This window comes from Streptomyces tyrfis, assembly GCF_037034285.1.
Taxonomy (GTDB): domain Bacteria; phylum Actinomycetota; class Actinomycetes; order Streptomycetales; family Streptomycetaceae; genus Streptomyces.
The window spans coordinates 64521-83915 of the sequence record NZ_JBAGJZ010000036.1 but is presented as its reverse complement, the minus strand read 5'-3'; the positions used below and the strand labels follow the sequence as shown (position 1 = coordinate 83915).

Annotated in this window: 14 protein-coding genes; 5 read left to right on the top strand and 9 right to left on the bottom strand. The window is 72.5% G+C overall.

Features of this window, described 5'->3' with window-relative positions:
• Window positions 1–9: 9 nt before the first annotated feature.
• The 7 genes from WA762_RS25090 to WA762_RS25060 all read right to left on the bottom strand — a co-directional run bounded on the left by WA762_RS25090 (window position 10) and on the right by WA762_RS25060 (window position 8726).
• The gene (locus WA762_RS25090; protein ID WP_335938573.1) at window positions 10–1095 is read right to left on the bottom strand and encodes a PAC2 family protein; all 1086 of its coding nucleotides are present in this window, start codon (window positions 1093–1095) and stop codon (window positions 10–12) included.
• A 294-nt stretch (window positions 1096–1389) separates the two neighbouring features.
• Complete coding sequence (locus WA762_RS25085; RefSeq protein WP_335938572.1) at window positions 1390–2061, bottom strand: FadR/GntR family transcriptional regulator; 672 nt, start codon at window positions 2059–2061, stop codon at window positions 1390–1392.
• Between the two features lie 165 nt (window positions 2062–2226).
• Entirely contained in the window at window positions 2227–3285 is a 1059-nt protein-coding gene (locus WA762_RS25080; protein ID WP_335938571.1) for an LLM class flavin-dependent oxidoreductase, read from the bottom strand.
• 236 nt (window positions 3286–3521) lie between these two features.
• Window positions 3522–5132 carry a glycerol-3-phosphate dehydrogenase/oxidase gene (locus tag WA762_RS25075; RefSeq protein ID WP_335938570.1) on the bottom strand — a complete coding sequence of 537 codons (1611 nt, stop codon included), beginning with the start codon at window positions 5130–5132 and terminating at the stop codon, window positions 3522–3524.
• A gap of 5 nt (window positions 5133–5137) precedes the next feature.
• Window positions 5138–6664, bottom strand: coding sequence for a glycerol kinase GlpK (glpK, locus tag WA762_RS25070; protein WP_335938569.1), 1527 nt, complete (start codon window positions 6662–6664; stop codon window positions 5138–5140).
• 69 nt (window positions 6665–6733) lie between these two features.
• Entirely contained in the window at window positions 6734–7525 is a 792-nt protein-coding gene (locus tag WA762_RS25065) for an MIP/aquaporin family protein (protein WP_335938568.1), read from the bottom strand.
• A gap of 418 nt (window positions 7526–7943) precedes the next feature.
• Entirely contained in the window at window positions 7944–8726 is a 783-nt protein-coding gene (locus WA762_RS25060; RefSeq protein WP_335938567.1) for an IclR family transcriptional regulator, read from the bottom strand.
• Window positions 8727–8958: 232 nt separating this feature from the next.
• On the opposite strand from WA762_RS25060, the gene metH reads away from it, so the two are divergent.
• From metH to WA762_RS25045, 3 genes are all read left to right on the top strand, one after another.
• Window positions 8959–12471: a methionine synthase gene (gene metH, locus WA762_RS25055; RefSeq protein WP_335938565.1), complete on the top strand. Its 3513-nt coding sequence runs from the start codon at window positions 8959–8961 to the stop codon at window positions 12469–12471.
• 123 nt (window positions 12472–12594) lie between these two features.
• Entirely contained in the window at window positions 12595–13296 is a 702-nt protein-coding gene (locus tag WA762_RS25050; protein ID WP_335938564.1) for an HAD family hydrolase, read from the top strand.
• A gap of 271 nt (window positions 13297–13567) precedes the next feature.
• Window positions 13568–15166 (top strand): ABC transporter substrate-binding protein, encoded by a 1599-nt coding sequence (locus tag WA762_RS25045; protein ID WP_335938562.1) that lies wholly within the window; start codon window positions 13568–13570, stop codon window positions 15164–15166.
• Between the two features lie 55 nt (window positions 15167–15221).
• On the opposite strand, the gene WA762_RS25040 is transcribed toward WA762_RS25045, so the two are convergent.
• A complete protein-coding gene (locus tag WA762_RS25040) occupies window positions 15222–15893 on the bottom strand; it encodes a response regulator transcription factor (RefSeq protein ID WP_335938561.1) in 672 nt (223 codons plus the stop codon).
• Between the two features lie 26 nt (window positions 15894–15919).
• Entirely contained in the window at window positions 15920–16813 is an 894-nt protein-coding gene (locus WA762_RS25035; RefSeq protein WP_335938560.1) for a RecB family exonuclease, read from the bottom strand.
• 104 nt (window positions 16814–16917) lie between these two features.
• On the opposite strand from WA762_RS25035, the gene WA762_RS25030 reads away from it, so the two are divergent.
• On the top strand, window positions 16918–18168 hold the full coding sequence (locus tag WA762_RS25030; protein WP_335938576.1) for a site-2 protease family protein: 1251 nt from the start codon (window positions 16918–16920) through the stop codon (window positions 18166–18168).
• A 76-nt stretch (window positions 18169–18244) separates the two neighbouring features.
• Window positions 18245–19153 (top strand): tRNA (adenine-N1)-methyltransferase, encoded by a 909-nt coding sequence (locus WA762_RS25025; protein WP_335938559.1) that lies wholly within the window; start codon window positions 18245–18247, stop codon window positions 19151–19153.
• The last annotated feature ends 242 nt before the right edge of the window (window positions 19154–19395 follow it).

Here is a 19395-nt window from a genome sequence, read left to right as displayed (position 1 = left end):
GCCTCGGGGTCAGTGCTCGGACGGGCCGTCCGAGGAGTTCCGCGGGCCGTCGCCGCCATCCCCCCGCTCGCCGGAACCGGCGTCGTCGCCGGTGCCCGGACCGTCGGCGGGCCCGTCGGCGGGCGGGGCGCCGGGCGGCTGTCCGCCCTCCGGCCGCAGCGGCTTCGGCGGGCGGCCCCGGCCGCCCGAGCCGTCGCGCCGGTACGCGGTGTCACCGCTCTCCGTCGCGTGCCCGCCGGGCGCCTGACCCGGCCCGACGTCCCGGCGGCGCAGATAGCGCTCGAACTCCCGGGCGATGGCCTCGCCGCTGGCCTCGGGAAGCTCCGCGGTGTCCCGGGCCTCCTCCAGCGTCTGCACGTACTCCGCCACCTCGCTGTCCTCGGCGGCCAGTTGGTCGACGCCGAGCTGCCAGGCGCGCGCGTCCTCGGGCAGTTCACCCAGCGGGACGCGCAGACCGAGCAGGTCCTCCAGCCGGTTGAGCAGCGCGAGAGTGGCCTTCGGGTTGGGCGGCTGCGACACGTAGTGCGGCACCGCGGCCCACAGGCTGACCGCGGGCACGCCCGCGTGGGTGCACGCCTCCTGGAGGATCCCGACGATGCCGGTCGGGCCCTCGTACCTGGTCTCCTCCAGGTCCATGGTCCGGGCCAGGTCCGGGTCGGAAGTGACCCCGCTGACCGGCACCGGGCGGGTGTGCGGGGTGTCGCCGAGCAGCGCGCCCAGGATCACCACCATCTCCACGCCCAGCTCATGGGCGAAGCCCAGGAGCTCGTTGCAGAACGAGCGCCAGCGCATGGACGGCTCGATGCCGCGGACCAGGACGAGATCGCGGGGCTGCTCCCCGCCGACGCGGACCACGGAGAGCCGGGTGGTCGGCCAGGTGACCTTGCGCACCCCGCCGTCCAGCCAGATCGTGGGCCGGTTGACCTGGAAGTCGTAGTAGTCCTCGGCGTCCAGCGCCGCGAACACCTCGCCCTTCCATTCCCGGTCCAGGTGCGCGACCGCCGTGGAGGCGGCGTCACCTGCGTCGTTCCATCCCTCGAACGCGGCCACCATGACCGGGTCGATCAGCTCGGGAACCCCCTCGAGCTCGATCACCCAGGCCTCCTTCCGAAGTTCCCTTGCGTACGCAACAACCTTACGGCTTCCGGCCACTTCCGACGCCGCCCTCGCGCACAGCCGGGTGAACCGCCCCACGAAGGTGCCACACCCGGCCGGATCCGGTCATCACGCTCCGGACACCTCCGATCTGTACCGGGCGAATCCCCTCACCGCCTCCGGGCGCTCCGGGGGCACGACGCCATACATCGGAGGAACGGAGGCGGGGTCCGGAAGCGGGTTCCGACGGCGACCCGGCGAGCCGCGGGCCGGGCGGGCCGGCCGGGGCCGGGCCTACAGCGCCGACCGCAGCCACTGCTCCACGCTCGCCACGTGCACCGTCGCCCAGGACCGCGCCGCCTCCGCGTCCCGGTCCCGCAGCGCGGACAGGATCGCCCGGTGCTCGTACAGCGTCCGGCCGACCGCGCCCTCCTGCGTCAGGCCGCGCCAGACCCGCGCCCGGGTCGTCGGCCCCGACAGCCCGTCGAGCAGCGAGCAGAGCACCGAATTGCCGGACGCCCGCACGATGGCGCGGTGGAACTCCAGATCGGCGGTGATCAGCTCGTCCAGCGAGGGCCTGTCCCCGAGGGCGTCCAACTCGGCGGCCAGCTCGTCCAGTCGGGCGTCGCCGATCCGGGCGGCGGCCATCGCCGTCGCCGCTGGCTCCAGGATCCGGCGCACCTCCAGGAACTCCAGCACCGTGTCGTCCCGGTGGAAGTCCACCACGAAGCTCAGCGCCTCCAGCAGCAACTGCGGGTCCAGACTGGTCACATACGTGCCGTCGCCCTGCCGCACATCGAGGATCCGGATCAGCGACAGGGCGCGCACCGCCTCGCGCAGCGAGTTGCGGGAGAGCCCCAGCTCCGCCGCGAGCTCGTTCTCCCTGGGGAGCCGGTCGCCGGGCCGCAGCGCGCCCGTGACGATCATCTCCTTGATCTTCTCGATCGCCTCGTCGGTGACAGCCATGGCGCTCCTCCTGGATACCGACCGGAACCAGGCGTCCGACGTATCCCGCCATTATCGGGGGCCGGAAAGGAGCCGTCGACCGGGTTCGGAGGCGGCGGAGGGGCCGGGCGCTCCGCGGGCCGCCGCCCCGGCACGGACGGGGGCGCGGCGCCCGGCCGGGCGGGGTCAGTCCCAGAGCGTGGAGGGCGCCTCGCGCCGCACCACCGGCGCGATCTCCTCCGCGAACCGCCGCAGGGTCTCGACCTGTTCGGGGTGGCTCAGCCCGAAGCCGTCCACGGTGACGGACTGGAGGTCGTGCCCGTACGCCTCGTGCCAGCCGAGGATCTTGTCGATGATCTGCTGCGGGCTGCCGATCAGCTGGGGCCCGTCCGCGATGGCCTCCTCGATGGTGCGGAACGGGGTGTTGTAGCCGGGCCGGCCCTCCAGGTGCGGCCGGAAGCTCTGCCGGACTCTCGCCTCGTACAGGTCCTTGTAGCGCGCCACCGCGCGCTGCGAGCTGTCGGCGATCAGCAGCCCGCCCGAACCGGCCGCCACCCGCGCGCGGGCCGGGTCGTGCCCGTACGCCTCGAAGCGCTCCCGGTAGTGGCCGATCAGCCGGGCGTACGCCGCCCGGGGCTGGACGGCGTTGGCGGTGAACAGCGGATCGCCGTGGAGCGCCGCCAGTTCGGGGGAGTTGAGGCTGGTGGCCGAGCCGTGCCAGACGCGCGGGGCGCCGGCGTACGGGCGCGGCAGCGTCGTCGCGTTCCGCAGCGCGGGCCGGAACTCGCCGTCCCAGTCGACCCCTTCCTCGGTCCACAGCCGCCGCAGCAGCTCGTACTTCTCCTTCTGGAGGTCCCACTGGCGTTTCTCGTCGAGCCCGAAGAGGTCGAAGTGGCCGGCCTCCGCGCCCTTGCCCACGACCAGTTCGATCCGGCCCCTGGACAGCTGGTCGAGCGTCGCGAAGTCCTCGGCCACCCGCACCGGATCGAGGATCGCCACGACCGTGACCCCGGTCAGCAGCCGGATGGCGGAGGTACGGGCGGCGAGCGCGCCCAGCACCACGCCCGGGCTCGACGAGAGGAACGGTCCGGCGTGCCGCTCGCCGATCGCGTACGCGTCGAAGCCCAGCCGCTCCGCGACGACGCCCGTCCCGATCACCTCCTCGAACCGCTCGGCGGCGGACGGAAGCCGACGGGTCAACGGATGCGGGGCATGACCGATGAGGGAGAGCACCGAGAACTTCATGCCTCGACTGTCCTCGCGCCCTGTTGCGCCCGTGTGGCGGTCGTATGGCGCGTTCCCCGGGTGGCGCGTCACCCGGGGCGGAGGGCGGCGGGCGACGGCGGCCGGGCGGCGCCGGGTCGGGCCGCGGGGACGGGCGGACGCGGCGGCCCCGGCGGCGACGCGCGGAACGAGGCGGCCCCTCGCGGGAGCCGTCCCGTTCCCTCGTGCCGTCTCCGGCGCGCCCGGCGCGCGGGCCGTCAGTCCCGGTCGGCGAGCATGGACTCGACGCGCTCCCGGATCCCGTCCGTCGCCAGGCCGCGGATCGTCAGCGTCGTCCGGCGGCGCAGCACGTCGTCCGCCGTCTCGGCCCACTCGTGGTCGCGGGCGTAGGCGACCTGCGCCCAGATCTCCGGCGCGTCGGGGTGGACGCGCTCGGCCAGCGCCGGGTTCTCGTTCGCCAGCCGCGCGATGTCGAAGGCGAGCGAGCCGTAGTGCGTGGCGAGGTGCCGTGCCGTGTCGGCCGCCATCCGGGGGCCGGGCGCGGCGCCGTCCACCAGCAGCCGGTGCGCCACCGCGTTCGGGTTGGCGATGCCGGGCAGCGGGAGCTTCTTCGGCAGGTGCGAGATCGGCTCCATGTCGTCGGCGAGGGGGTGCCCGGGCAGCGCGGCCAGCTTGTTCATCACCGTGCGGCCGATGTGACGGAACGTCGTCCACTTGCCGCCCGCGACCGACAGCATGCCGCCCCGGCCCTCCGTCACGACCGTCTCGCGCTTGGCCTTGGACGTGTCGCCCGGCCCGCCGGGCAGCACCCGCAGACCCGCGAAGGAGTAGGTGATCAGATCGCGCGACAGCTGCTGGTCCCTGATGGAGAACGCCGCCTCGTCGAGGATCTGCGCGATGTCCTTCTCGTCGACCGCGACGTCCGCCGGATCGCCCTCGTACGCCTCGTCGGTCGTGCCCAGCAGCAGCATGTCCTCCCACGGCAGGGCGAACGTGATGCGGTACTTGTCGATCGGGGTGGCCAGCGCGGCCTTCCACGGCCGGGTGCGCTTCAGCACCAGGTGCGCGCCCTTGGACAGGCGTATCGAGGGCGCCGCGCCCGGGTCCTCCATCTTCCGCAGGTGGTCGACCCACGGCCCGGTGGCGTTCAGCACCAGCCGGGCGTCGACGCCGAACTCCGTGCCGTCCAGGCGGTCCTGGAGGTCCGCGCCGGTCACCCGGCCCTTGGTGAACCGCAGCCCGGTCACCGCCGCGTGGTTGAGGACCACCGCGCCCGCGTCGACGGCCGCGCGGACCGTCATCAGCGCCATCCGGGCGTCGTTCATCTGGTCGTCGCCGTAGACCGCGACGGCCCGCAGGCCGTCCGTGCGCAGCTCCGGCACGTCGCGCCGGGCCCGCGCCGGGCTGATCACATGCCCGACGCCGTCGCCGAAGGCGGACAGCGCCGAGTACGCGAACACGCCCGCGCCGAGCTTGGCCGCGCCGTGCGGGCCGCCCTTGTACACCGGCAGGTAGAAGGTGAGCGGGTTGGACAGGTGCGGGGCCACCTCGCGGGACACCGCACGGCGCTCGAAGTGGTTCTCCGCGACCAGCTTCACCGCGCCGGTCTGCAGGTAGCGCAGACCGCCGTGGAGCAGCTTGGAGGACGCGGACGAGGTGGCGCCGGCGAAGTCGCCGGCGTCCACCAGGGCCACCCGCAGCCCGGACTGCGCGGCGTGCCAGGCAGTGGAGATGCCCAGGATGCCGCCACCGATCACCAGGAGGTCGTACGCAGCCCTGGACAGCTGCTCCCGTGTCTCGGCACGGCTCGGGAGGGAGCCGGAGGCCGGGTGTGTCCCGAGGGCCGGGACGCTCTGCAGGGTGGTCATGTCGCTTACTCCTCGTGCTCGATCCAGCCCATGGTCCGTTCCACGGCCTTGAGCCAGTTCTTGTACTCGCGGTCGCGGGTGTCCGCGGCCATGCGGGGGGTCCATTCGGCGGCCCGGCGCCAGTTGGCGCGCAGGGCGTCGGTGTCCGGCCAGAAGCCGACGGCGAGGCCGGCGGCGTAGGCGGCGCCGAGGCAGGTGGTCTCGGCGACCATCGGCCGCACCACCGGCGCGTCCAGGAAGTCGGCGAGCGTCTGCATCAGCAGGTTGTTGGAGGTCATGCCGCCGTCGACCTTCAGCGCGGCCAGCTCGACACCGGAGTCCTTGGTCATGGCGTCGGTGATCTCGCGGGTCTGCCAGGCGGTGGCCTCCAGGACGGCGCGGGCGATGTGCGCCTTGGTGACGTACCGGGTCAGACCGGCGATGACGCCCCGGGCGTCGGAGCGCCAGTAGGGGGCGAACAGGCCCGAGAACGCGGGCACGAAGTACGCGCCGCCGTTGTCCTCGACCGACGAGGCCAGGGTCTCGATCTCGGCCGCCGACTTGATCAGGCCCATCTGGTCGCGCATCCACTGCACCAGCGAACCCGTGACGGCGATCGAGCCCTCCAGGGCGTAGACCGGCTTCTCGTCGCCGATCCGGTACCCGACGGTCGTCAGCAGACCGTTGTACGAGTTGACCGGCCGCTCACCGGTGTTCATCAGCATGAAGGTGCCGGTGCCATACGTGGACTTGGCCTCGCCCTCGGAGAAGCAGGTCTGGCCGAAGAGGGCCGCCTGCTGGTCGCCGAGCGCGGAGGCGACGGGGACGCCGTCCAGGGCGCCGCCCTTCGCGGCGCCGTACACCTCGGCGGAGGAACGGATCTCGGGCAGCACGGCCGCCGGGATCTCCATCGACGTGAGGATCTTGTCGTCCCACGTCAGGGTGTGCAGGTTCATCAGGAGGGTGCGCGAGGCATTGGTGACGTCCGTGACGTGGACGCCGCCGTCGGCGCCGCCGGTCAGGTTCCAGATGACCCAGGAGTCCATGGTGCCGAAGAGGATGTCGCCGCGCTCGGCGCGCTCGCGCAGCCCCTCGACGTTGTCGAGCAGCCAGCGGACCTTCGGGCCGGCGAAGTAGGAGGCGAGCGGCAGGCCGGTCTCGCGGCGGAACCGGTCCTGGCCCACGTTGCGGCCGAGCTCCTTGCAGAGCGCGTCGGTGCGGGTGTCCTGCCAGACCAGGGCGTTGTGCACGGGCTCGCCGGTGTGGCGGTCCCACAGCAGCGTGGTCTCACGCTGGTTGGTGATGCCGATCGCCTTCACGTCGGCGGCGGTGATGCCCGCCTTGGCCACGGCCCCCGCGACGACCTCCTGGACGTTCGCCCAGATCTCGGTCGCGTCGTGCTCCACCCAGCCCGGCTTCGGGAAGATCTGTTCGTGCTCCTTCTGGTCGACGGAGACGATCCGGCCGTCCCGGTCGAAGACGATGCAGCGGCTGGAGGTGGTGCCCTGGTCGATGGCCGCGATGAACGGGCCGGCGGTGTGTGCGTCGGTCACGGTGTGCTCCTGGAAGTCTGTGTGGTCCTGAGGGTGTGGGGCTCTGTGCGTCACGCTGTGCGTCACGGCTCAGGCGAAGGCGACGTTGTAGAGCCCGCCCGCGATCGCGCCGCCGACCAGCGGGCCGACGACGGGGATCCAGGCGTAGCCCCAGTCGGAACCGCCCTTGTTCGGCAGCGGCAGCAGCGCGTGCACGATACGCGGACCGAGGTCGCGGGCAGGGTTGATCGCGTAGCCCGTCGGGCCGCCGAGCGAGAGGCCGATGCCGACCACCAGCAGGGCGGTCACCAGCGCGCCGAGCGTGCCGAGGCCGTTGCCGTCGTTGTTCAGGCCCTCGGTGAGGATCACCAGGACGAGCACCACGGTGGCGATGATCTCGGTGACCAGGTTCTGCGCCGCGTGCCGGATCTCGGGACCCGTCGAGAAGATGCCCAGCACCGGGCCCGCCTTCGGGGCGGCGGCCGGGCCGGCCGCGGCCTCGTCACCCGACCGGGCGTCCGCGACCTCCGGATCCGTCAGGTGCGCCTGGAACTGCCCGTAGTACGTCAGCCAGACCAGCGCCGCGCCGATCACCGCGCCGAGCATCTGGGAGCCGAGGTACAGCGGCACATCGCTCCACTTGGTGCCGCCCTCGATCGCGAGACCGATCGTGACCGCCGGGTTGAGGTGCGCGCCGGAGACGCCGCCGGCCAGGTACGCGCCGGCCAGCACGGCGAAACCCCACCCGAAGGCGATCGCGAGCCAGCCGGCGTTCTGCGCCTTGGAGCGTTTGAGCGTGACGGCGGCACAGACACCGCCGCCGAGCAGGATGAGCACGGCGGTGCCTATGGTCTCGCCGATGAAGATGTCGGAGCTGGACACCCGCGACTCCTTTGTCCTTCGTCCAGGGAAGCCGAACCCCGGGTCCCTCCGGTGGTCCGCGCCCTCGGGGGAGGGCGTTTTCCGGCCCATGGCGCTGTCACACCCTAACGCTAGTTTTCGTTAGGCGTTCGACAATGCCGACCGATGAACGGCAATGCTTCCTTTCGGCCATTCGGGCGTCAAGAGTTCTGTGACCCAAAACTGGATCGTTACCCGCGTCACAGGGCGGTCATCCGGACGGCGTCGGCCGGTGTTGCGGGGCGGTCCGGGGTGTGGGGAACGGCGGCGGGGCGTGGTGCGACGGCGCACGGCGGGAGGGCGTGCGCCGGGAGGGGGAAGGGTAGGGGGTGCGGCAGGCGGTGCCCCGTGCCGCGGCAGGAGAGGCGCCGACGGCGGCCCGGCGGCGGCCCGGCCGGGGTCAGAAGGGGCGGGCCCCGAGGTCCCTGGAGACCGCCCGCGCGCAGTCCCGCACCGCGGCGATCAGCTCGGGCCGCAGCTCGCCGTCCGCGCGGACCCGCTCCACCGCGCCCGTCACGGCCACCGCCCCTACCGGCATCCGCCGCCGGTCGTGGATCGGGGCGGCCACCGCGGCCACCCCCTCCCAGGTCTCCTCCACGTCCGCGGCCCAGCCCCGGGCCCGGATCAGGTCGAGCATCGACTCGAACGCGGCGGCGTCGGTGACGGTGTGCGGGGTGAAGGACCGCCGCTCGGCCTCCAGGGCCTCGGTGTGCGCCACCGGGTCGTACGCGGAGAGCACCTTGCCCAGGGCCGTGGAGTGCAGCGGCTGCATGGCGCCCACCTCCAGCACCTGGCGGCTGTCGTCGGGCCGGAAGACATGGTGCACGACCAGGACGCCCTGCTGGTGCAGCACGCCCAGGTGGACGCTCTCGCCGCTGGAACGGGCCAGGTCGTCCGTCCACACCAGGGCGCGGGCCCGCAGCTCGTGGACGTCCAGATAGCTGTTGCCCAGACGGAGCAGCTCGGCGCCCAGCTGGTAGCGGCCCGACGCGGCGTCCTGTTCGACGAAGCCCTCCTGCTGGAGCGTGCGCAGGATGCCGTGCGCGGTCCCCTTGGCCAGGCCCAGCGAGGAGGCGATGTCGGACAGTCCCAGCCGCCGCTCGCCGCCCGCCAGCAGGCGCAGCATCGCCGCCGCCCGTTCCAGCGACTGGATGTTCTTGGCCATCGCGCCGTACTCCTCCACCTTGGTTCGACAATGCTGAACACTATCGGCCGATGTCGACCCGCGCTCGATCACAGAGGGAAACCGCCGCGCCCTTTCCGCACCCCTCGGATCCGGACATCGCCCCGCACAGCATGCCGTCCGTTCCGTGGGACGGAGTGACGCCCCCGGCCGCCACCCGGCTACGCTGGCGTGGTGCGTCCTTCGCCGAGGACGCAAAGCCGACAGCCGTCGCATCCCAGGGAGCACATCCATGGCCTCGTCGCCGACCCCTTCCGCCGACAGCCGGAGCCGCGTCGCCGCGCTCCGCGAAGCGCTCGCCACCCGGGTGGTGGTGGCCGACGGAGCGATGGGCACCATGCTCCAGGCACAGGACCCCACCCTCGAGGACTTCCAGAACCTCGAAGGCTGCAACGAGATCCTCAACGTCACCCGCCCCGACATCGTGCGCTCGGTCCACCGGGAGTACTTCGCCGTCGGCGTGGACTGCGTCGAGACGAACACCTTCGGGGCCAACGCCTCGGCCCTGGGCGAGTACGAGGTCGCGGACCGCATTCACGAGCTCTCCGAGGCCGGCGCCCGCATCGCCCGCGAGACCGCCGACGAGTTCACCGCGTCCACCGGGCAGCAGCGCTGGGTGCTCGGCTCCATGGGCCCCGGCACCAAGCTGCCGACCCTGGGACACGCCCCGTACACCGCGCTGCGCGACGGCTTCCAGCAGAACGCCGAGGGCCTGATCGCCGGCGGCGTGGACGCGCTCATCATCGAGACGACGCAGGACCTGCTGCAGACCAAGGCCGCCGTGCTGGGCGCCCGGCGCGCCCTGGAGGCGACCGGCAGCGGCCTCCCGCTGCTGTGCTCCCTGGCCTTCGAGACCACCGGCACCATGCTGCTGGGCTCCGAGATCGGCGCCGCGCTCACCGCGCTGGAGCCGCTGGGCGTCGACATGATCGGCCTGAACTGCTCGACCGGCCCCGCCGAGATGAGCGAGCACCTGCGCTACCTCACGCGCCACTCCCGCATCCCCCTCCTCTGCATGCCCAACGCGGGTCTGCCGGTGCTGACCAAGGACGGGGCGCACTTCCCGCTCGGCCCCGAGGGCCTCGCGGACGCCCAGGAGACATTCGTCCAGGAGTACGGCCTCTCGCTGGTGGGCGGCTGCTGCGGCACGACCCCGGCCCACCTGCGGGAACTCGTCGAACGCGTCCGCGGCGCGGACCTGACCCCCCGCGACCCCCGCCCCGAGCCGGGCGCGGCCTCGCTCTACCAGACTGTCCCGTTCCGCCAGGACACCTCGTACCTGGCCATCGGCGAGCGGACCAACGCCAACGGCTCCAAGAAGTTCCGCGAGGCGATGCTGGAGGGCCGCTGGGACGACTGCGTGGAGATGGCGCGCGACCAGATCCGCGAGGGCGCCCACATGCTCGACCTGTGCGTGGACTACGTCGGCCGGGACGGCGTCGCGGACATGGAGGAGCTGGCCGGGCGCTTCGCCACCGCCTCCACCCTCCCGGTCGTCCTGGACTCCACCGAGGTGCCGGTGCTCCGCGCCGGGCTGGAGAAGCTCGGCGGCCGGGCCGTCCTCAACTCCGTCAACTACGAGGACGGCGACGGCCCCGAGTCGCGCTTCGCCAAGGTCGCCGCGCTGGCCGCCGAGCACGGCGCCGCGCTGATCGCCCTCACCATCGACGAGGAGGGCCAGGCCCGCACCATTGAGCACAAGGTCGCGGTCGCCGAGCGGCTGATCGCGGACCTGACCGGCAACTGGGGCATCCGCGAGTCGGACATCCTCATCGACTGCCTCACCTTCACCATCTGCACCGGCCAGGAGGAGAGCCGGGGCGACGGCATCGCCACCATCGGCGCCATCCGCGAGCTCAAGAGGCGCCACCCCGAGGTGCAGACCACCCTCGGCCTGTCCAACATCTCCTTCGGACTCAACCCGGCCGCCCGCACGGTCCTCAACTCGGTCTTCCTCGACGAATGCGTCAAGGCCGGTCTCGACTCCGCGATCGTGCACGCGTCCAAGATCCTGCCGATCGCGCGCCTCGACGAGGAGCAGGTGAAGGTCGCCCTCGACCTCGTATACGACCGCCGCGCCGAGGGCTACGACCCCCTCCAGAAGCTCATGGAGCTCTTCGAGGGCGTCAGCACCAAGTCGATGAAGGCGGGCAAGGCCGAGGAACTGGCCGCCCTGCCGCTCGACGAGCGCCTGAAGCGCCGGATCATCGACGGCGAGAAGAACGGCCTGGAGGCCGACCTCGACAAGGCCCTGCTCACCCGGCCCGCGCTCGACATCGTCAACGACACCCTCCTCGACGGCATGAAGGTGGTCGGCGAGCTCTTCGGCTCCGGCCAGATGCAGCTGCCGTTCGTGCTCCAGTCCGCCGAGGTCATGAAGTCCGCGGTGGCCCATCTGGAGCCGCACATGGAGAAGTCCGACGCCGAGGGCAAGGGCACCATCGTGCTGGCCACCGTGCGCGGCGACGTCCACGACATCGGCAAGAACCTCGTCGACATCATCCTGTCCAACAACGGCTTCAACGTCGTCAACCTCGGCATCAAGCAGCCCGTCTCCGCGATCCTGGAGGCGGCCGAGGAGCACAAGGCCGACGTCATCGGCATGTCCGGTCTCCTGGTCAAGTCCACCGTGATCATGAAGGAGAACCTGGAGGAGCTGAACCAGCGCAAGCTGGCCGCCGTCTACCCGGTGATCCTCGGCGGCGCCGCGCTCACCCGCGCCTACGTCGAGCAGGACCTGCACGAGCTGTACGAGGGCGAGGTGCGCTACGCCCGGGACGCGTTCGAGGGCCTGCGCCTGATGGACGCCCTGATCGCGGTCAAGCGCGGCGTGCCCGGGGCGGCCCTTCCCGAGCTCAAGCAGCGCCGGGTGCCCAAGCGCGACACCGCCGTCCTGGAGGTCGACGAGCCGGAGGAGGGCGTCCGGTCCGACGTCGCCGTCGACAACCGCGTCCCCGAGCCCCCGTTCTGGGGCACCCGGGTGATCAAGGGCATCCAGCTCAAGGAGTACGCGTCCTGGCTGGACGAGGGCGCGCTCTTCAAGGGCCAGTGGGGCCTCAAGCAGACCCGCGCCGGCGACGGCCCGACGTACGAGGAACTGGTGGAGAACGAGGGCCGCCCGCACCTGCGCGGCTGGCTCGACAAGCTCCACACCGAGAACCTGCTGGAAGCCGCCGTCGTCTACGGCTACTTCCCGTGCGTCTCCAAGGGCGACGACCTGATCCTGCTCCACGAGGACGGCTCCGAGCGCACCCGCTTCACCTTCCCGCGCCAGCGCCGCGGCCGCCGCCTCTGCCTCGCGGACTTCTTCCGCCCCGAGGAGTCCGGCGAGACGGACGTGGTCGGGCTCCAGGTCGTCACCGTCGGCTCGCGGATCGGCGGCGAGACCGCCAAGCTCTTCGAGGCCAACGCCTACCGCGACTACCTGGAGCTGCACGGCCTGTCCGTGCAGCTGGCCGAGGCCCTGGCCGAGTACTGGCACGCCCGGGTCCGCTCCGAGCTGGGCTTCGGCGGCGAGGACCCGGCCGAGGTGGAGGACATGTTCGCCCTGAAGTACCGGGGCGCGCGCTTCTCGCTGGGCTACGGGGCCTGCCCCGACCTGGAGGACCGGGCGAAGATCGCCGAGCTGCTGCGGCCGGAGCGGATCGGGGTGCACCTCTCGGAGGAGTTCCAGCTGCACCCGGAGCAGTCCACCGACGCCATCGTCATCCACCACCCGGAGGCGAAGTACTTCAACGCGCGGTAGCACGACGTTCACCGCACGGTCGCGGCACACACGTCGTACACTGGTCGGTCCAGTGCAGGCCGGTCGTCCTTCCCACGGGAAAAGGCGGCCGGCCTTCTCGTCCCTCACGGAAGGTGGTGCCGGATGACCAGTACGGTCCCCGCGTCCATGACCCGCGCGGCCGAAGGCGCCGCATTGCAGGCCGTCCTGCTCGACATGGACGGCACCCTCGTCGACACCGAGGGCTTCTGGTGGGACGCCGAGGTGGAGGTCTTCGCCGAGCTCGGACACCAGCTCGACGAGGCGTGGCGGCACGTGGTGGTCGGCGGACCGATGACCCGCAGCGCGGGCTACCTGCTGGACGCCACCGGCGCCGACATCACCCTCGCCGAGCTCACCGTGCTGCTCAACGACCGCTTCGAGCGGCGCCTCGGCCGCGGGGTGCCACTGATGCCGGGCGCGCGGCGGCTGCTCGCCGAACTCGTCCGGCACGAGATCCCCACCGCGCTGGTCTCCGCCTCGCACCGGCGGATCATCGACCGGGTGCTGGAGTCGGTGGGCCACCACCACTTCGCCCTCAGCGTCGCGGGCGACGAGGTCACCCGCACCAAGCCGCACCCCGAGCCCTATCTGACCGCCGCCTCCGGCTTCGGCGCCGAGCCCGGCCGTTGCGCGGTCATCGAGGACACCGCGACCGGCGTGGCCGCCGCGGAGGCCGCGGGCTGCCGGGTGGTCGCCGTGCCGTCCGTGGCGCCGATCGCCCCCGCGAACGGCCGGGTGGTCGTGCGGTCGCTGGAGGAGGTCGACCTCGCCTTCCTCCGGGGTCTGATCACCGGAGTGAACTGAACGCCCCTCCGGAACACGCTCCGCCGACGCGTGAGTTTTGTCACCGGATGGTGTGTGCGGCCTCCTCGGATCCCGCCCAGGACGCTCCCTTTCCGCGCCCGGGAATGTCCTGTTCGTCAGCCCCTGGGGCATAGGTTCCGGAGCCGGGAATGCGACGCGCCGTCGCCGCCCATCACCGGCCGGTCACGCGCAGTCCGGTCGGTTTCCGCCATGGCCGGAACGCCCGGCTAAGGTCGCTCTCCCGACGCGCACAAGAGGGAGAACGACCCGGATGAACCGCAAGACCCTGGTGCTGCCGGCCCTCATGGGCCTGCTCGCCCCCGTGCTCGCCGCCTGCGGAGCGCCGGGGGAGGGCGATGCCCGGGACGCCGTCGCCGTCGGCACCACCGACCGGTTCGTCGCCTCGAAGGACGACCCCGCGCCGTTCGACCCCGCGGTCGGCTACGACGCGGGCGTCTGGAACGTGCTCCGGCAGACCGTGCAGTCCCTCGTGCACGTGCCCCGCGGCGGCGGCGAACCCGTGCCCGACGCGGCGGAGAGCTGCGGCTTCACCGACACCCAGAACGAGAGCTACCGCTGCCGGCTCCGCCCCGGCCTCACCTTCGCCGACGGCGCCCCCGTCACCCCGGACGACGTGAAGTACTCGATCGACCGGGTCATCCGCATCCACGCCCCCCACGGACCCGTGACCCTGCTCTCCGGCATCGACACCGTCGAGACGCAGGGGGACCGGGGGATCGTCTTCCACCTCCGCGCGCCGGACGCGACGTTCCCGTACAAGCTCGCCACCCCGGTCGCCGGGATCGTGCCCCGGGACAAGTACCCCGCGAAGTCCGCCCGCACCGGATTCCAGGTCGACGGCTCGGGCCCGTACACGATGAAGCCGAAGGTCGAGCACGGCCGGGTGGTCGAGGTCCGGTTCACCCGGAACCCCCGCTACCAGGGGGGTGCGACCGTCCGGAACGACAAGGCGGAACTGCGTCTCTTCCCCGACGCGGCGGCGATGGGCAGGGCCTTCGACGACAAGAAGATCGACATGATGACCCGCACCATGGCGCCCGAGCAGGCCCGGCGGCTGCTCGACCACCCCGGCGACGACGTCGAACTCACCGAACTGCCCGGCTACGCCATCCGCTACCTCGGATTCGACACCGACGACCCGGCCGTCCGGAACAAGGCGGTCCGCCAGGCCATGGCCCAGGTCGTCGACCGCGGGGAGATCGCGAGCGAGGTGTACGGCACCACGGCCGATCCGCTGTACTCGCTGATCCCCTCCGGCATCGCCGGACACACCAGCTCGTTCTACAACCGCTACGGCGAGCCCAGCACCGCCAAGGCCGCCGAGATCCTGCGCGCGGCGGGCGTCCGCACCCCCGTGAAGCTCACCCTGCACTACACGACCGACCACTTCGGCGCCGCGACCGCGGCCGAGTTCCAGACCCTGCGGAAGCAGTTCAACGCCACCGGGCTGTTCGACGTCACCGTCGAGGGCGCCCCCTGGTCGGCGTTCCGGCCCGCGCAGGTGCGCGGCGACTACGCCGTCTACGGCTTCGGCTGGTTCCCCGACTTCCCGGACCCCGACAACTTCATCGCGCCGTTCCTCGACCGGAACAACTTCCTCGACTCGCCGTACACCTCGAAGCAGGCGCAGGAGACGCTCATCCCGCGGTCCCGCCGCGAGCCCGACCGCAACGCCGCGGCGCCGACGTTCAAGCGGCTCCAGGACATCGTCGCCGAGGACGTGCCCGTCCTGCCGCTCTGGCAGGGCAAGCAGTACGCGGCCTCCCGCCGGGGCCTCACCGGCGTCGAATGGGCCGTCGACTCCTCGGCCGAGATCCGGCTGTGGGAGCTGAGCCGCGACGACGGCTGAGACCGGCGGGCCCGGGGGGAGACCCGGCGGGCCCGCCGGGTGGCCGGGACCCGCCTCACTGGGCGCCGGGACGCACCAGCCCGCTCTCGTACGCGTACACGGCGGCCTGCACCCGGTCGCGCAGCCCGAGCTTGGTCAGCACATGGCCGACATGCGTCTTGACCGTCGTCTCGCTGACGAACAGGTCCGCCGCGATCTCCGCGTTCGACAGGCCGCGCGCCACCAGCTTCAGCACCTCGACCTCGCGGTCGGTCAGCGTGTGCAGCGTGTCCGGCACCGGCTCCTCGCCCGACGGCAGGTGGTCCGCGTACTTGTCGAGCAGCCTGCGGGTGATGCTCGGAGCCAGCATCGCCTCGCCCCCGGCGACCACCCGGATCGCCTGCACCAGCTCGTGGGCCGGGGCGTCCTTCAGCAGGAAGCCGCTGGCACCGGCGCGCAGCGCCTCCACCACGTACTCGTCCAGGTCGAACGTGGTCAGCACCAGCACCTTCGCCGGACCGTCCCGGCCCGGACCGGTGATCTGGCGCGTCGCCTCCACGCCGTCCATCCGCGGCATCCGGATGTCCATCAGGACCACGTCGGGCTGGAGCGCCCGCACCTGGTCCAGGGCCTGGAGGCCGTCACCGGCCTCGCCCACCACCGCGATATCGCTCTCCGCCTCCAGGATCATCCGGAAGCCGGTGCGCAGCAGGGGCTGGTCGTCGACCAACAGGACGCGGATTGCCACAAGGTCTCCTCGGAATCCCTCGACGGTCACGGGCCCGCGGCCTCGGCGCGGACCGGGTCCATTCTGCCCTGGACATCCTGCTCGGACTCCGCCGGGCGTACCGCCAGCGGATAGACCGGGGGAGTCCCGCCGAATTCCGGACAGAACGCCTGGTGGTCGCACCAGCCGCAGAGCTTCGTCGGCCGGGGCCGCCAGTCGCCCGTCTCCGTGGCGTGCCGGATCGCCTCCCACAGCGCCAGCAGCTTCCGCTCGACCCGCTCCAGATCGCCCAGGACCGGGTCGTACGTCACCACGTCCCCGCTGCCCAGGTAGACCAGCTGGAGCCGGCGCGGCACCACGCCCTTCAGCCGCCAGACCACCAGGGCGTAGAACTTCATCTGGAACAGCGCGCCCTCCGCGTACTCCGGGCGCGGCGCCTTCCCCGTCTTGTAGTCCACGATCCGGACCTCGCCGGTCGGCGCCACGTCGATCCGGTCGATCACCCCGCGCAGCCGCAGCCCCGACTCCAGCTCCGTCTCGACGAACAGCTCCCGCTCCGCCGGCTCCAGACGCGTCGGATCCTCCAGCGAGAACCACCGCTCCACCAGCCGCTCCGCCTCGGAAAGCCAACGCGCCAGCCGCTCGCCCCCGGCGGCGTCCTCCGGGAACAGCTCCGACAGCTCCGGCCTCGACTCCAGCAGCCGGTCCCACTGCCCGGGGATCAGCGCCGTCGCCCGCCCGGCCGTGCGCTCCGCCGCCGGGGCGTCGAAGAGCCGCTCCAGGACCGCGTGCACCAGCGTGCCCCGGGTCGCCGCCTCGCTCGGCTTCTCCGGCAGCTTGTCGATGACCCGGAAGCGGTACAGCAGGGGGCACTGCATGAAATCGCCGGCACGCGACGGCGAGAGGGACACGGGCGGCCGGGCCGACGGCAGGGAGGTCATGACGAAGACCCTACGGCCCCCCGATGACATCAGGCGGCTTACCATCGACCACAGACCCCCGGCACGGCATGATCGTGCGACCGGGCACCGACCGAAGGGACCTCGTGGACGAGAGCGGCGACAGCGGGCGCCCGCAGCCCGGCGCGGGGGCGCCGGTCCCCGGCGGCGGTCCGGAGAAGGACGGCCCGCGACGCCCCGAGGAGCCCGGAGGCGGCCTCCTCATGGGCCGCCCCTTCGGCGTGCCCGTGTACGTCGCGCCCAGCTGGTTCGTCGTGGCCGCGCTCATCACCTGGGTCTTCGGCGGCCAGCTCGAACGCGTGCTGCCGGAACTCGGCGCCGCCCGCTACCTGGTCTCCCTCTTCTTCGCGATCGCCTTCTACGCCTCCGTGCTCGTCCACGAGTTCGCCCACACGATCGTGGCGCTGCGCTACGGACTCCCGGTGCGCCGGATCCAGCTCCAGTTCTTCGGCGGCGTCTCCGAGATCGAGAAGGAGGCCGAGACCCCCGGCCGCGAGTTCCTGCTGGCCTTCGTCGGCCCGCTGCTCTCCCTGGTGCTCGCCGGGCTCTTCTACGCCGGGATGGAGTTCGTCGCCCCCGGCACCGTCCCCGGCGTGCTCCTCGCCGGCCTGATGATCTCCAACCTCCTGGTGGCCGCGTTCAACCTGCTGCCCGGGCTGCCGCTGGACGGCGGGCGCATGCTCCGCGCCGTCGTCTGGAAGCTCACCGGCCGGCCGATGAGCGGAACCGTCGCCGCCGCCTGGGTCGGCCGCGGACTCGCCGTCGTGACCCTCATCGGTCTGCCGCTGCTCACCCACACCGGCTCGCTCGGGAACGACCCCCGCGACCTCAGCGGCATGGACACCGTCACCGACGCGCTGCTCGCCGCCATCCTGGCCGCCATCATCTGGACCGGGGCGGGCAACAGCCTGCGCATGGCCCGGCTGCGCGAGCACCTGCCCGAGCTGCGCGCCCGCACCCTCACCCGGCGCGCCGTCCCGGTCGAGGCGGAGACCCCGCTCTCCGAGGCCCTCCGCCGGGCGAACGAGGCGGGAGCCCGCGCCCTGGTCGTCGTCGACGGCCACGGCGAGCCCACCGCCGTCGTCCGCGAGGCGGCCATCGTCTCCGTGCCCGAGCACCGCCGCCCCTGGGTCGCCGTCGGCGGCCTCGCCCAGGACCTCACCGAGGGCATGAAGGTCTCCGCCGAGCTGTCCGGCGAGGCGCTCCTGGACCGGCTCAGGGCCGCCCCCGCCACCGAGTACCTGGTGGTCGAGGAGACCGGCGAGATCTACGGGGTGCTCTCCACCGCCGACGTCGAGCGGGCCTTCGTCGCCGCCCTGGCCAGGCCCGCCGCCTGACCGCGGCCGGGCGGGGCAGCCCCGCCCCCGCCGGGCTCGCGGCGGGCGGGCCGGGAATCACCGGTAGGCTGGTCACATGTCTGAACCGACCGGTGCCGCCCGCCGACGCGGGCCCTTCAAGGTCGGGGACCAGGTCCAGCTCACCGATCCCAAGGGACGCCACTACACCTTCACGCTCGAAGCCGGAAAGAACTTTCACACCCACAAAGGTTCCTTCCCGCACGACGAGCTGATCGGCGCCCCCGAGGGCAGTGTTGTCCGGACCACGGGAAACGTCGCCTACCTCGCGCTGCGCCCCCTGCTCCCCGACTACGTCCTGTCCATGCCCCGCGGCGCCGCCGTGGTCTACCCCAAGGACGCGGGGCAGATCCTGGCCTTCGCGGACATCTTCCCCGGCGCCCGCGTCGTGGAGGCCGGCGTCGGCTCCGGCTCGCTCTCGACCTTCCTGCTCCGCGCCATCGGCGACCAGGGCATGCTGCACTCCTACGAGCGCCGCGAGGACTTCGCCGAGATCGCCCGGCAGAACGTGGAACGCTACTTCGGCGAACCGCACCCCGCCTGGCAGCTCACCGTCGGCGACCTCCAGGACAACCTGTCGGACACCGACGTCGACCGGGTCGTCCTCGACATGCTCGCCCCCTGGGAGTGCCTGGAGGCCGTCTCCAAGGCGCTGGTGCCCGGCGGCATCCTCTGCGCGTACGTCGCGACCACCACCCAGCTCGCGCGGACCGTCGAGTCCATCCGCGAGATCGGCTGCTTCGCCGAGCCGCAGCCCTGGGAGTCGATGATCCGCAACTGGCACGTCGAGGGACTGGCCGTCCGCCCCGACCACCGCATGATCGGGCACACCGGCTTCCTCGTCACCGCCCGTCGCCTGGCCGACGGCGTCGAGCCCCCGCTGCGCCGCCGCCGCCCCGCCAAGGGCGCCTACGGCGAGGACTACGACGGTCCCGGCAGCCGGAGCGGTTCCTCCTCGCGCGACTGAGACCCGGCCGACCCGCGGCCCCGCACCCGGCGGAGGAGTCCGGGGGTGCGGCCGGGCCGCGCAACATACCGGCGCCGCCGCCGAGTTCCCGGACCGACCCGGGAACTCGGCGGCGGCGCCCCTTCGTTGTCCCGACGTCAGGTCCGCGCCGACCCGCCGACCCCGCCGTTTCCCCCGCTCCGCCGGGTGTGGCACGATGCTGGCCACTCCCACGCCACCGCGGATTCCTCACGGCGGCGGCG